The sequence below is a fragment of the Mesorhizobium sp. L-8-10 genome, from assembly GCF_016756635.1.
GTDB lineage: Bacteria > Pseudomonadota > Alphaproteobacteria > Rhizobiales > Rhizobiaceae.
The window spans coordinates 5,882,648-5,896,735 of the sequence record NZ_AP023263.1; the positions used below are offsets into that span (position 1 = coordinate 5,882,648).

Annotated in this window: 11 protein-coding genes and 1 tRNA gene; 4 read left to right on the top strand and 8 right to left on the bottom strand. The window is 62.9% G+C overall.

The annotated features are described in order from the left end of the window. Positions 1 to 19: 19 nt before the first annotated feature. Complete coding sequence (locus JN280_RS27515) at positions 20 to 1,816, bottom strand: B12-binding domain-containing radical SAM protein (protein WP_244742162.1); 1,797 nt, start codon at positions 1,814 to 1,816, stop codon at positions 20 to 22. Positions 1,817 to 2,271: 455 nt separating this feature from the next. Between JN280_RS27515 and JN280_RS27520 the strand changes: the two genes are divergently transcribed. Then, on the top strand, positions 2,272 to 2,586 hold the full coding sequence (locus JN280_RS27520) for a low affinity iron permease family protein (protein ID WP_202307048.1): 315 nt from the start codon (positions 2,272 to 2,274) through the stop codon (positions 2,584 to 2,586). Positions 2,587 to 2,848: 262 nt separating this feature from the next. Here JN280_RS27520 and JN280_RS39595 read toward each other — a convergent pair whose 3' ends face one another. From JN280_RS39595 to JN280_RS27540, 4 genes are all read right to left on the bottom strand, one after another. Then, positions 2,849 to 3,703, bottom strand: coding sequence for a Gmad2 immunoglobulin-like domain-containing protein (locus tag JN280_RS39595; RefSeq protein ID WP_244742166.1), 855 nt, complete (start codon positions 3,701 to 3,703; stop codon positions 2,849 to 2,851). 14 nt (positions 3,704 to 3,717) lie between these two features. Then, positions 3,718 to 4,065, bottom strand: coding sequence for a hypothetical protein (locus JN280_RS27530; protein WP_202307049.1), 348 nt, complete (start codon positions 4,063 to 4,065; stop codon positions 3,718 to 3,720). Between the two features lie 669 nt (positions 4,066 to 4,734). Beyond that, entirely contained in the window at positions 4,735 to 4,956 is a 222-nt protein-coding gene (locus JN280_RS27535) for a hypothetical protein (protein ID WP_202307050.1), read from the bottom strand. 1,488 nt (positions 4,957 to 6,444) lie between these two features. Continuing rightward, positions 6,445 to 6,529 (bottom strand) — tRNA-Leu (locus JN280_RS27540). Positions 6,530 to 6,710: 181 nt separating this feature from the next. Between JN280_RS27540 and lipB the strand changes: the two genes are divergently transcribed. Continuing rightward, positions 6,711 to 7,454 carry a lipoyl(octanoyl) transferase LipB gene (gene lipB / locus JN280_RS27545; RefSeq protein ID WP_202307052.1) on the top strand — a complete coding sequence of 248 codons (744 nt, stop codon included), beginning with the start codon at positions 6,711 to 6,713 and terminating at the stop codon, positions 7,452 to 7,454. 1 nt (position 7,455) lies between these two features. Next, positions 7,456 to 9,216: a gamma-glutamyltransferase gene (ggt, locus tag JN280_RS27550; protein ID WP_202307054.1), complete on the top strand. Its 1,761-nt coding sequence runs from the start codon at positions 7,456 to 7,458 to the stop codon at positions 9,214 to 9,216. A gap of 405 nt (positions 9,217 to 9,621) precedes the next feature. Here the strand turns inward: ggt and JN280_RS27555 are convergent, their stop codons facing one another. Genes JN280_RS27555 through proS form a run of 3 tightly spaced genes read right to left on the bottom strand, consistent with a single transcriptional unit; the run spans position 9,622 to position 12,910 of the window. Further along, positions 9,622 to 10,302 (bottom strand): ABC transporter ATP-binding protein, encoded by a 681-nt coding sequence (locus tag JN280_RS27555; RefSeq protein ID WP_202307056.1) that lies wholly within the window; start codon positions 10,300 to 10,302, stop codon positions 9,622 to 9,624. Continuing rightward, positions 10,299 to 11,585 (bottom strand): lipoprotein-releasing ABC transporter permease subunit, encoded by a 1,287-nt coding sequence (locus JN280_RS27560; RefSeq protein ID WP_202307058.1) that lies wholly within the window; start codon positions 11,583 to 11,585, stop codon positions 10,299 to 10,301. Before JN280_RS27560 ends, JN280_RS27555 begins: the two co-directional genes overlap by 4 nt. Next, positions 11,582 to 12,910, bottom strand: coding sequence for a proline--tRNA ligase (gene proS / locus JN280_RS27565; protein WP_202307060.1), 1,329 nt, complete (start codon positions 12,908 to 12,910; stop codon positions 11,582 to 11,584). The genes JN280_RS27560 and proS overlap by 4 nt, the downstream gene beginning before the upstream one ends. Positions 12,911 to 13,596: 686 nt before the next feature. On the opposite strand from proS, the gene JN280_RS27570 reads away from it, so the two are divergent. Further along, positions 13,597 to 13,998, top strand: a complete 402-nt coding sequence (locus JN280_RS27570) for an MAPEG family protein (RefSeq protein ID WP_202307062.1) — start codon at positions 13,597 to 13,599, stop codon at positions 13,996 to 13,998. The last annotated feature ends 90 nt before the right edge of the window (positions 13,999 to 14,088 follow it).

A 14,088-nucleotide genomic window follows, 5' to 3' on the forward strand; every position in this document is an offset into this window, starting at 1 on the left:
GGGGACGATATTCCAACTTCTAAGTGACCAACTTTTTGTCGACCCTCGCAGCAGCAGTCAGCCGGGCGACCTTGTTCATATGGGCTATGGCGGCACTGCCGCCCATCGTCTTGGTGAGGAGTGCAAATTTCCCGTCGCCATCTTCGCCGACCGGACTTAGCGCTTGATCCATGTAACCCGCTCTGCCCACCTCACGCTTGATCGCACTCGCTGCAAGCACCAGACCAACGATCCGCCCTGCTATGATGATGTTCTTCCTGACGGTCCGCCACGCCAGTCGCGGCCAGAAGATCAAAGGGCTTTCACGTGGCAAGCCGGGCCGGCGCTCGGAGGGCCGCATAAGTCGAAGAATCCCGGTCTGCAGCGGGTGCATGTTTTCGATCGGAACAGAGGTGCCGAACGTCACCAGAAGTTTGACGAGGCTGTGAACGGGCACGCCGGTCGCGACCGCACGGCGCAGCAGCGTGTGCATGTGCTTTGGCGTGTAATAGAGCGCCCAGGCCTCGCGGTAGATGCCCTCCCACTCAGCCTTGCTCATCCGCGAATGGGGCGTGCATACATGCTCGACATCATAGATGTTGAGGTCCGCGTCCATCTCGCCGCCCGCCCTCCAGAGCGCCTGATGGTCCTCGGATCCGGGCAGCGGGGTCAAGCAGAAGAACTCGACGATGTCGAGCGGCAGCTCCTGCTGGATAATGGCGATGTCGCGCCTGATCGTCTCGGGCGTGTCCGCCGGGAAGCCGAGGATGTAGCCTGCTATCGTGATGATACCCTCTGCCTTCCAGGCGAGCAGCATCTGGCGATACTCGGTGATCTTGTTCTGCCGCTTCTTGGCGGCCGTGAGGTTGTCGGGGTTGACGTTTTCCAGCCCGATGAAGACGCGCGTCACGCCGGCCCGCTTGGCCTTCTCGACGAAATTTTCGATTCTGTGGCAGAGCGTATCGACCTGGATCATCAGGCCGAGCGGGATGCCGTGCTTCTCGCGCAGTTCGATCAGCCGGTCGAAGATCGCCTCCCACTCCCTGTTGCGGGCGAAATTGTCGTCGGTGATGAAGAACTTGTGTATCCCTTGCGCCCAGTTCATCCGTACAAGCTTCTCGACGTCATCCGCCGAGCGGAAGCGCGACCTGCGACCCTGAACATTGATGATCGTACAGAACGAGCACTGGTAAGGGCAGCCGCGGCCGGCGTCGAAGCTGGTGCTCAGCCCCAGCGTGTGCTCGACATAGGTTTTCGGCAGGAACGGCACGGGCGTGCCCTGGATCCCCGGCAGATCTTTCATGAAATCGTAAAGCGGTTTCAGCTCTCCCGCCGCGGCATCGCGGAGCACGTCGTCGAGCCGACCTTCGGCCTCGCCCGCGAACATCGAGATCCCCATCTCGCGACATTGGTCGAGCCCGACCGCCTCGTCGTCCAGCATGGCGAGGCAGCCGGAAATGTGAAAGCCCCCCATTGCGACCGGCACGCCCGCCTCCCGGAAAGGGCGAGCCATGTCCAGCGCGCGCGGATACTGGTTGGATTGAACGCCGACCAACGCGACAAGGCCGAAGTTGCCATGGCGCTCGAACCGCTTCAGGAGCCCGGGAATATCGACGCGCGTATTGGTCTCGTCGATCGCGACAATGTCGATCGCGACACCAGGCCCGAGCACCTCACGCTCTGCGCAGTCTGCGGAGATGCCGTAAAGGGCAGCCAGCGAGTTGGAGGGGATCATGGCCCGCCACCAGCGGATCACGTAGCCGTCATCGTCGTAATGCGACGGTTTGATGAGGACGAGTTGGAAGCGCCGGCCCACCGTTGCACGGGAATTGGACAAAGCCTGACTTTCGCGCTCGAGGGGCCGATGAGAGACGGCACTGGCGACTTAGCACGGCCAGAACTTGATCTGCAAACTCAAAGCCTGAACCGCCCTACAGCCAGAACCGCGACGGCGACCAAGAGTGACCAGACGTTCGAGACAATCCAAGCGGTCGAGATCCCGAATACGATCTCGTTGTTCACGCGATGCTCCCACGTTTGTCATGCCTTCCACGAAAGGCACGAGCCATGGGATGGTTGCAGAGAACACGTTTTCGTCCGCGTGTCGCACCGTCGGGCATCTCAAATGCTGCCTGTGGGAAAGCGGGCTCGAACCGTCGGCTGCGCTTATGAGCACCGGGCTCTAGCTGTTCGAATGATCCGCGCAATTGCCCGACCGAACCATGCCGTCATGAACGGCGAATGGAACCTCTCCACCCGGCACCGGTTATTCGCCAAACCGGAGCGGAGACCATGGATGCCGGCAGCATTCTAACGAAGTTGGGCACCCTGACCGCGCGGCCGTGGGCATTCCTGATCCTGATCGCCTATGCCGTTCTGTGGCTGACGTTCGAGCGAGACAGCTTCGATTGGCACGGCTTTGCCACGTTGGCGACCTGGGCCATGACCTTGTTCATTCAACGAGCCGAGCATCGAGATACACAAGCGCTGCAGGCCAAACTGGATGAACTGCTGCGCGCGACCGGACCCGCGAGGGACGAACTCGCACAGATTGATCAGCAGGAGCCCGAGGAAATCGAGCGGCGCAGGGAATCCGAACAGAGGTGAGCTTCTTGTGTCATGCGCGGGTTGACTGGTTTCCCGAGCAACACGCCTGGAGCATTTCCGCGTTTCGAAGAAAAGCGGAAATGCTCCAGCTCTTTGTTCATACGCATTCCAGACGCAAGAGCGCTGCGCACTTTTGCTGGAATTGCACTGGGAATACATCGGTCCCGAGAAGATGAATGGTGCGGTTCAGAAGTCTCCAGCGGATTACCCCACAGCGACCTCGGTCGAGGGGGATCATCGTCGCCCGTCTATGCTTCACCTTTCACGCCCCTATCGGCACCTTCAACTCCTGACCGACAAATATCCGATCAGGGTCGGTGACAAGCTGCGGATTGGCGCGGGCGATCCTGGTGAACAGGCTTGAGTCACCATAATTCTCGCGCGCGATTTTCGACAGCGTATCGCCGGCAATGACTCGATGAATGCGAAAGCCGATATAGCCTGGCACGATGCGCGGGCCATAGATGACGGGCACGATCACCTTGTTGATCTCCGAGCCGTCCTGTGCGCTCTCTTCGAACACCTCGACGAACAGGCGGTCGAGTTGAAAGGCTGCGTTGCCGATCTGCACCTGGATTTGGAACTGACCGTGTTCACCGGTGCCGCCGCCAACGGTGAAGAAGCCGGTGCGCTCGTCGTGGCCGTCGTGGACCCGCCAGTTCAACGTGGCCTCGAAGCCCTGCCCCACGCCTGCAATGAGCACAGGGTCGCCGACCAGATCGAAAGGCTTCGGCTGCTGTATCTCGTTGGGCATGTTCCCTCCTTCCTCACGGTTGCTGCTTACATGATGGAAAGCAACAGGCGAGCACGCACCAGGAGGCAACGGAACAGGGAATGTCTCCCTTACGCTAGCCGCCGGCAGCGCAAAAATCCTGTTATTGCGCATAATACTACAAAGGCGGCAGCAATGCACCTTTCCTTTTGCAATCCATTTCTTATTGGTTTCAATATGCTCAATATCCGTCGCAGTTCTTGGCCCACGGATTGCGATATAGTCGACGTGCGGGAATTGGATTCTTATGCGGCGGCTGCCACGTTGCTCGAAATCAGCCTGCCGGTGACGCGAACGATCAGGAAGTCGGCACCGAAGCTGCGCAGCGTAGGCCAGTCGAACCAATCCCGGTTCCGTTGCTAGTAGATCTGGTGTTCGACCACGAAGGACATGCGGGCGGCAGAACCGTTCGCCCCTACGCGCCACTTCTCATCCGCAAACACAGCAAGGTGTCCCGGCGTAGCGTTGAGAAAGCACAAACGAAAGGGCAGGCCGGAGCGGTCATGGCGTATCTTCCGGAGCACAAGGCCCAATGAGTCCGATCTGAACGCGTTGAAGCAGTATCCGGCCGAACAGGCGCTGTAGTCGAAAGCCTCAGCGAAACTCGAGTAGACCTCAACCGGAGCATGCAGCCGACGACGCATTATCCGAACATTGTCATCTGCTTCGGCAACCATCATCGGAGAGGTATCTATGCCGATGGCCATTTGGATTTTGCGGAAAGCTGCGAGCACAGCACGCGACCCTTACCGCAACCGATATCCACAAAGACCTCATCCGGCACCAACTCCAACGCGTCGAGTAGCCCGTCGATGGCGCGATACGTCTCCGCCACTATTCCACATTGATGTCCGGCCCGCGTTGCACGGGCCGGAAAAACATTTGACCGGCATGGATGGAGAGGCTTGGCTTGCCAGCCAAACTGCATTCCGCATAACTACGCTGCACGCACGGCAGCGCCCCGTTTTGCTGCTATCTCTTTTTCAAGTTGTTGCGGGTCCGACGCCGCAACCAGATATAGCCGCCAATGAAAACGCCAGCAGGAAGCCCGAGGGCTGCTACCGGGCCGGGTGCGGAATGACTTATCTTTTTTGCCTGCCCCGGAGGCATGGGTTTCTCGGCGAAGCTCGGAGACGACACCAGAAGCGCCACGGCCGCTGCGGATAGCAAGGCCTTCATGCACATGCGCAACCCCTCCTTTCTCTCGGAGGAATGCTCCCAGCCCTTTTGCAATGTATTCCCGCGCCTCCTCTCCGAGCATCTGACCGAAAGGCGTATGCCCATCGGCAAACCGAGGCACAACGGTCGCTATCTGAAGAGCCCGGCCCGGACACAGGCCGGCAAGATGGCAACCAGCGCGCTCCTGCGGGGGGGGGCTAGCGCCCGCGTCGCTTCAGTGCATCTCCAACGGCGCCGTTCACCGGTTTCTCGAGTTCTTCACCTTCCGGATTCTCCGAAGGCGAATCTCTGGTGTCTCGAGGAGGATGCCCACCGTGCTCGGGCTCCGGGGGCGCTCCGTCCTTGGGATCGGGCGGTTGCTTCTTCTTATCGTCGACCTCATACAGCAGGCCGACGATCTGGGCAGCCATATCAGGCATCGTCAGCACTCCAGTTTCGATGGACTAACCGGCTGACCGACGTCAGGTTCCCAGTGCAAAACGCAAAAAGCCTGCGCGTCAGATGACAGACACGCCGCCCGAGGGCGAGGCGCCAAAAGAGCCGCGCCTTGGTAGCTTTGAAGCTGCAGCGGACCTACACGGCACGGCAACTGCGCGCGGATCGTCGGGAAGCTTCCGAACAAAAAAGGCAAGCCCACGATCGTGGCCATCCTCGGCCATTCTGAGGCGAAGATGAGCGAGGTCTACACCCGGCGGGTCGAGCGCTGGAAACTCGCCAAAACGGCGATCGAGCGGGCAAGGTGTCCCACGCATCGCGCTGACGTGGGACACACCCACGCTCAACACCTTTGGAAACAAGGGTCTGGAGACTGCCGTCGGTGCGCCTTGGCAGAGAGAGCCCGAACCTCAAGGGTTCGCAAGGGCGACCGCCCGTCGGCCGGTCAGGCCGCCCCATCGGAGCCGTGAGCGAAGCGAACTGGCGTGAGATCAAGAAAAGCAGAGGGAGCCCGAACCCGAGGGGTGCGCAAGGGCGACCGCCCGTCGGCCGGTCAGGCCGCCCCATCGGAGCCGTGAGCGAAGCGAACTGGCGTGAGATCAAGAAAAGCAGAGGGAGCCCGAACCCGAGGGGTGCGCAGGGCGACCGCCCGTCGGCCGGTCAGGCCGCCCCATCGGGAGCCGTGAGCGAAGCGAACTGGCGTGAGATCAAGAAAAGCAGAGGGAGCCCGAAACCCGAGGGGTGCGCAAGGGCGACCGCCCGTCGGCCGGTCAGGCCGCCCCATCGGAGCCGTGAGCGAAGCGAACTGGCGTGAGATCAAGAAAAGCAGAGGGAGCCCGAACCCGAGGGGTGCGCAAGGGCGACCGCCCGTCGGCCGGTCAGGCCGCCCCATCGGAGCCGTGAGCGAAGCGAACTGGCGTGAGATCAAGAAAAGCAGAGGGAGCCCGAACCCGAGGGGTGCGCAAGGGCGACCGCCCGTCGGCCGGTCAGGCCGCCCCATCGGAGCCGTGAGCGAAGCGAACTGGCGTGAGATCAAGAAAAGCAGAGGGAGCTCGAACCCGAAGGGTTCGCAAGGGCGACCGCCCGTCGGCCGGTCAGGCCGCCCCATCGGAGCCGTGAGCGAAGCGAACTGGCGTGAGATCAAGAAAAGCAGAGGGAGCTCGAACCCGAAGGGTTCGCAAGGGCGACCGCCCGTCGGCCGGTCAGGCCGCCCCATCGGAGCCGTGAGCGAAGCGAACTGGCGTGAGATCAAGAAAAGCAGAGGGAGCTCGAACCCGAAGGGTTCGCAAGGGCGACCGCCCGTCGGCCGGTCAGGCCGCCCCATCGGAGCCGTGAGCGAAGCGAACTGGCGTGAGATCAAGAAAAGCAGAGGGAGCTCGAACCCGAAGGGTTCGCAAGGGCGACCGCCCGTCGGCCGGTCAGGCCGCCCCATCGGAGCCGTGAGCGAAGCGAACTGGCGTGAGATCAAGAAATGGTGCGGTCGAGAAGACTCGAACTTCCACGGGTTGCCCCACAGCGACCTCAACGCTGCGCGTCTACCAATTCCGCCACGACCGCACGTCACGACAGGGGCCGGTCCGAACCGGCTCGCGGCATGTAGCAAATCGCTTTGGGCGAAACAAGTGCGCCTGGTGCTTTTAAGCGAGGAGATTTGCACAAGTTTTCGCCCGCCTCTTCCCGCCTTGCGCGAACTGGACGTTGCGTCCGGCAAGGTCCATATTCGGCCAGGGAAAAAACCATGACAGAACGCAGCCAGATCGCCACGTCCTTCCTGCCGGTTCCGGGTTCCGCGCCCGTCGAATGGCGGATCGAACCCGGGCTCACACCCTACCCGGAAGCGCTGGAATTCATGGAGAGCCGCGCCGCCTCGATTCGTGAGGGCAAGGAGCCCGAACTGATCTGGCTGGTCGAGCATCCCCCGCTCTACACGGCTGGAACCAGCGCCAGGGTCGAAGACCTGATCGAAGCCGACCGCTTTCCCGTGTTCGCGGCCGGACGCGGCGGCGAATATACCTATCATGGGCCTGGGCAGCGCGTGGCCTATGTCATGCTCGACCTGAAGCGCAGACGCGAGGACGTACGCGCCTTCGTCGCTGCCCTGGAGGAATGGATCATCCGTACGCTCGACCGTTTCAACGTCAGGGGCGAACGGCGCGAGGATCGGGTCGGTGTCTGGGTGATTCGGCCCGACCGCCCGCGCCTGCCCGACGGTTCCGTGGCCGAGGACAAGATCGCCGCGATCGGCATCCGCCTCAGGCGCTGGGTGTCCTTCCACGGCATCGCCGTCAATGTCGAGCCGGAGCTGTCGCATTTCTCCGGCATCGTGCCCTGTGGAATCACAGGCTACGGCGTCACCAGCCTGGTGGATCTCGGCCTGCCGGTCACCATGGCCGATGTCGACATCGCCTTGAAGGGCGCCTTCTCCGAAGTGTTCGGACCGGTTGAGGCCGAACAATCCGAAACAATGCGCAGGAGTGCGTGACATGAAGCAGGCGCGGCTGCGATCCCTCACACTTGCCGCGCTGCTTGCCGTCCTGGCTCCAGCCGCCCATGCCCAGCAGGCCTCCGATGTCGTGGCTCCAGAGGGCAAGAGCGGCATCACCACCAGGGCGCCTGTCCATGCCGCGAGCCAGATGGTTGCCGCGGCCAATCCGCTCGCTGCCCAAGCCGGGCTTGCGGTGCTGCGCGACGGCGGCAACGCCGCCGATGCGCTGGTCGCCGTCCAGGCCGTGCTCGGTCTCGTCGAGCCGCAATCCTCGGGCCTCGGCGGCGGCGCCTTCCTCACCTGGTACGACGCCTCCACCGGCAACGTGACGACTTTCGACGGCCGCGAAACGGCGCCCGCGGCGGCGACCCCGAACCTTTTCCTCGGAGCCGACGGCAAGCCGCTCGAATTCTTCGACGCCGTGGTCGGCGGCCGATCGGTCGGCACTCCCGGTGTTCCGCGCCTCCTGGAGACGGTGCACGCCAGATACGGAAAGCGGCCTTGGGCCGGCCTGTTCGATCAGGCGATCGAACTCGGCGAGAAAGGCTTCGCGGTTTCTGCGCGCCTCAACGCCCTGCTCGTCGAGGACGGCGGCCGGCTCGACCAGGACCCCGCCGCACGGGCCTACTTCTTCGGCTCGGACGGCAAGCCGCTGGCCACGGGCACTGAACTCGCCAATCCGGACTACGCGGCCACCTTGAAGGCCATGGCGGCGGGCGGCGCGGACGCCTTCTACAAGGGTGCGATCGCCGAGAAGATCGTCGCGGCGATACAGGGCCATGCGACAAATCCGGGCGGACTCACCCTGGCCGACCTTGCCGGTTATGAGGTCAAGGAACGTTCCGCAGTCTGTGCGCCCTATCGCGGCCATCAGGTCTGCGGCATGGGACCGCCCTCGTCGGGCGCGATCGCCATCGGCCAGATTCTCGGCATGATCGAGCCTTTCGACATCGCGACGCTCGGGCCCGACGATCCGGTGAGTTGGCGCATCATCGGCGATGCCACCCGCCTCGCCTTTGCCGATCGCGAACGCTTCGTGGCCGACAGCGATTTCGTGACCTTGCCGAAGGGCCTGCTCGATGCCGATTATCTGAAATCGCGTTCGGCGCTGCTGCGCCGGGACACCGCCCTCGGCCCCGACGAGGCAAGCGCCGGCGAGCCGCCGTGGGACAAGGCCGAGCTCAGGATCGACGGTCGCTCGCTGGAGCAGCCCTCCACCTCGCATTTCACTGTTGTCGACAAGGACGGCAACATCGCCGCCATGACGTCCTCGATCGAGAACGGCTTCGGCTCGCGAATGATGGTGGCCGGTTTCCTGCTCAACAACCAGCTCACCGACTTTTCCTTCGAGCCCGAAGCCGACGGCGAGGCGGTTGCGAACCGGGTCGAGGCCGGCAAACGGCCGCGCTCTTCAATGTCGCCCACGATCGTGCTGAGAGACGGCAAGCCAGTGTTCGCGCTCGGCTCCCCCGGCGGCAGCCGCATCATTCCCTATGTCGCGACCACGATCATCGCGCTCATCGACTGGAAGATGGACATGCAGGCGGCGATATCCCTGCCGCATATGGTGAACCGCTCCGGCACCTATGATCTCGAGGCGGGCACTCCGGCCGAAGGGATGGCCGACGATCTCGAAGCCCTCGGCTACGAGGTCATGGTCCGCGACCTCAATTCGGGCCTTCACGGCATCACCATCGATGCCGGCGGGCTGACCGGCGGCGCAGATCCCCGCCGCGAAGGCGTGGCCCTCGGTGACTGATCGCGGTCTGCCGAATTCGTCCGTGCGGAGCGCCCTTGCGGCGCCCCGCTCCTTCTCCAATCAGAGCGCGCCGATCCACATCGCCATGGTGACGATGAAGGCGCTAACCGAAACCAGCGAAACGACATCCTGCAAAAGGTCAGTCATGGAACTCTCCTGATTTGGATATGTTCCTTTTATGTTCTATTCTTGTTCTTGTTTCAACCCATTTCCAGCGACGCGTGCCGTCGGCCGACTCAAAAGGTTAGCAAAATCCTAATCCGATCCACCGACATGCGGCGGATGCACAGCATCGCGCCGTGTCGGATCGATGGTTTTTCAGGAAGACCGCATGCGACGGCTCAGGTGCGAACCGGCACGAATATGGGTGGCCGATGGCCGGCGACACCGACCGCCGACACGATATCAGAAGGGGACGACCTTGCCTTCGGCCAGGGTGACGCGGCGGTCCATGCGCGCGGCGAGCTCGTGATTGTGGGTGGCGATCAGCGCGGCAAGGCCGGACTGGCGCACCAGCGCCTCCAACGCCTCGAAGACATAGGCGGCCGTGGTCGGATCGAGATTGCCTGTCGGCTCGTCGGCGAGCAGGATCAGCGGCGCATTGGCGACCGCGCGCGCGATCGCGACCCGCTGCTGCTCGCCGCCTGAAAGCTCGGCCGGCCGATGGTGGGCGCGCTTGCCGATCTTCATGTAGTCGAGCAACTGCGCCGCCCGTTCCGCCGCCTCGGCCTTGCCGAGCCCCTTCACGAGTTGCGGCATCATGATGTTCTCGAGCGCGGTGAACTCCGGCAGCAGATGGTGGAACTGGTAGACGAAGCCGATATCGTTGCGGCGGATCGCGGTACGCTCGTCGTCCGACAGCCGCCCGCAGGCCTTACCCGAGAGGATGACGTCCCCGGCGTCGGGCCGCTCCAGCAGTCCGGCCGTGTGCAGCAAGGTCGACTTGCCCGTGCCCGACGGTGCGACAAGCGCCACCATCTCGCCGCGCCCGAGCGTGAAATCGGCGCCGCTCAGGATGGTCAGCTTGCGCGGCCCCTGTACATAATGGCGTTCGACGCTCTTCAGTTCGATGACGGGGACGCTCACTCGTACCTCAGCGCTTCGACGGGATCGAGCTTCGCGGCGCGCCAGGCGGGAAACAGCGTTGCCAGGAAAGACAGGACAAGCGCCATGAGGATCACCGAGATCGTCTCGCCCGGATCCATCTTGGCCGGCAGCTTGCTCAGGAAATAGAGCTCCGGATTGAACAGCACCGTGCCCGACAACCAGGAGAAGAACTGGCGGATCGATTCCACATTGAGGCACACCACGATGCCCAGGATGACGCCGGCAATGGTGCCAGCCCCGCCGATCGCGGCTCCGGTCATCAGGAAGATGCGCATCACCGAAGCCCTCGTGGCGCCCATGGTGCGCAGGATGGCGATGTCGGCACCCTTGTCCTTCACCAGCATGACCAGGCCGGAGATGATGTTGAGGGCCGCGACGAGCACGATCAGCGTCAGGATCATGAACATCACGTTGCGCTCGACCTCGAGCGCCGAGAAGAAGGTGTGGTTGCGCTGCCGCCAGTCGGTCAGGAAGACCGGCCGCTGCGCCGCCTCCTCGACAGGGCCTTTCAGCGCGTCGACGGCATCGGGATTGTCGACGAAGATCTCCAGCGCCTGCGCGCGGTTCTCCATGTTGAAATAGAGCTGCGCTTCTGTGAGCGGCATGAAGATGATCGAGGAATCATATTCAGACATGCCGATCTCGTAGATGGCGACGATCGGATAGGACTTCACGCGCGGCGTCGTGCCGAGCGGGCTGACGTCGCCGTCGGGCGAGATCAGCGTGATCGTGTCGCCGAGCACGAGACCCAGATTCTCGGCCATGCGTGTGCCGATCGCCACGCCCTCGCTGTCGTCGAAACCGACGATCGAGCCCTGGCGGATGTTGTTGGCGACGAGTTCGAGCCTGGACAGGTCCTCGCCGCGGATACCGCGCACCAGCGCGCCCGTTCCGGCGCCGATATTGCCCGAGGCAAGCGTCTGTCCGTCGACCAGGGGGATCGCATATTTGACCCCGGGCACCCCGGCGATGCGGCCGGCGACGGCGGCGTAGTCCTCCAGCGGCGAATCGATCGGCTGCATCACGAGATGGCCGTTGATGCCCAGGATGCGCACCAGAAGCTCGGCCCGGAAGCCGTTCATCACCGCCATCACGATGATCAGCGTCGCGACGCCGAGCATGATGCCGGCAAAGGAGATCGAGGCGATCACCGAAATGAACGCCTCCTTGCGGCGGGCGCGCAGATAGCGCCAGGCCACCATCCGCTCGAAGGCGGAAAACGGCCCCGCGCCCTTCGGCTTCGCTGCCGCCGCGCTGCTCATGGACGGGCGCCGAGACGATTGACGACGTCGGCGAGCGCGATCGCGCTGCGCTCGCCCGTCTTGCGGTTCTTGATCTCCGCCTCCCCGGCGGCCACTCCGCGTGGTCCGACGATCACCTGCCGCGGCAGGCCGATCAGGTCCGCCGTCGCGAACTTGCCGCCGGCGCGCTGATCGGTGTCGTCATAGAGCACGTCCCATCCGGCTGCGGTGAGCGACTTGTAGAGCTCGTCACAGGCGCGGTCGCAATCGGCGTCGCCGGCCTTCATGTTGATCAGGCCGATGTCGAAGGGCGCGACCGCCTCCGGCCAGATGATGCCGTTCTCGTCATGGCTCGCTTCGATGATCGCCGCGACGAGGCGCGAAGGGCCGATGCCGTAGGACCCCCCGGACGCGAAATGATCCTTGCCGTCCGGGCCGGTCACCTTCGCGCCCATCGGCTTCGAATATTTCTCCCCGAAATGGAAGATGTGACCGACCTCGATGCCGCGGGCCGAAACCTGCTCGGTCCCGGCAATGGCATCCCACGCCTTCTCGTCATGCATCTCGTCCGTCGCCGCGTAAGGCGTCGTCCAGCGCTTGACGACATCGGCGATCGCCGCGTCGTCGGTGAAGTCGGTGTCGGCGCCAGGCACGGGAAGCGTCAGGAAGTCCTTGTGGCAGAACACCTGGCTTTCGCCGGTGTCGGCCAGGATGATGAATTCGTGGGACAGGTCGCCGCCGATCGGACCGGTGTCGGCACGCATCGGGATCGCCTGCATCCCCATTCGGGTAAAGGTCCTCAGATAGGACACGAACATCCTGTTGTACGCGGCTCTGGCGCCTTCATAATCGATGTCGAAGGAGTAGGCGTCCTTCATCAGGAACTCGCGCGAACGCATGACGCCGAAACGCGGGCGGACCTCGTCGCGATACTTCCACTGGATGTGGTAGAGATTCAGCGGCAGGTCCTTGTAGGATTTCACGTAGGACCGGAAGATCTCCGTCACCATCTCCTCATTGGTCGGGCCGTAGAGCATATCGCGCTCATGGCGGTCCTTGATGCGCAGCATCTCCTTGCCGTAGTCGTCGTAGCGGCCGCTCTCGCGCCACAGATCCGCTGACTGGATGGTAGGCATCAGGATTTCCAGCGCCCCGGCACGGTCCTGTTCCTCGCGGATGATGCGACAGACCTTGTCTAGCACGCGCTTGCCCAGCGGCAGCCAGGAGAAGCTGCCCTGCCCCTGCTGCCGGATCATGCCGGCGCGCAGCATCAGGCGGTGCGAGACGATCTCCGCCTCGCGCGGATTCTCTTTCAGGATGGGCAGGAAGTAACGCGACAGCCGCATGAAAAATCCGTTGAAGTGACCCATGCCGCAAGGACGAGCGGCAGGCGAAAGGTGATTGCTTGCACGCGCTTCATAGCCATTTCATGGCCGCTTGGGAACCCGATCGCATGCGGCGAATGGGCTGCCCGTCCAAGGTCGGAAGTCGGCAGAAACCTTCGCTTGTCCAGTCAAGTTTAGCTCGACTAAAATCCAGGCAAGGCCTGCTTCTCTATTGTGCATTGCAGCACAATCTGATGGCTTTTCACGCAAAATTCCGCGTGACATTGTGTTCTTTCGTAGGCTAATGTGCCCGGCATAATCGAGAGGGCGGAAATAAATCCGCTCTCCTACGCGGTCAAAGTCTTGGGAGGATGCGATCTAGGCGCGGTTACTCGCTGCCGCCGGACACCGGAAAGCAGATCGGACGCGTTCAAACTGCAAGGCTTCGGCCTTGCATTTTTTTTGCGCAATCATCAGCTTGGCGTCGACAGCTCACGGATCATGCGAAAGCACTCGCGCCTTGTCTCTCCCCGCTTGGGGCGGTCTATGTAAGTGGCTGCTTACTTATGTAAATGCCGCCGCCTGACGGACGCTACCTCAGAACCGGCAATCGGATCCGATTTTCGGGAAGCACGATACGGGGTTTCAAAGTGATGGAGCGTGCTCCACGCGTCCGAATGGACGCGGCGCTCAACCGGAGCATTGCCATGCCGACGTCAGCCTATCTTCTCGCGGCCTCTTCGGTCCTCTGCTGGGTGATGGTCCTGTTCGCGGGCGTCCTGCGCATCCGGACCTGGACAAAGGCGGGGGTAGTGATCGGCCTGGGCAATCGCGACACGCTGCCGGCAGCCGGCATGGTCGCCGGGCGTAGCGAACGCGCTGCACGAAACATGCTCGAGAACCTCCTGATCTTCGCAACGCTTCTGCTGGCTGCATGGATGGCGAAGGTGCCGGAGGAAAAGCTCGTCCTTCCAGCCCAACTCTTCTTCTGGGCGCGGCTGGCCTACTTCCCGACCTATGTCGCGGGCATCGTCTATCTCAGGACCGCCTTCTGGGCAGTCGGCGCCGTGGGCACGGCCCTGATCGCTTGGGCCGTGCTCGCCGGCTGATCGCCGCATCGGCCCGAAGTTGGGATTCGGCCTTCGGAAACCGTGATGGCCGGTCCAAATTCATGGATCGTCCTTCGCGCGTCCGAACGG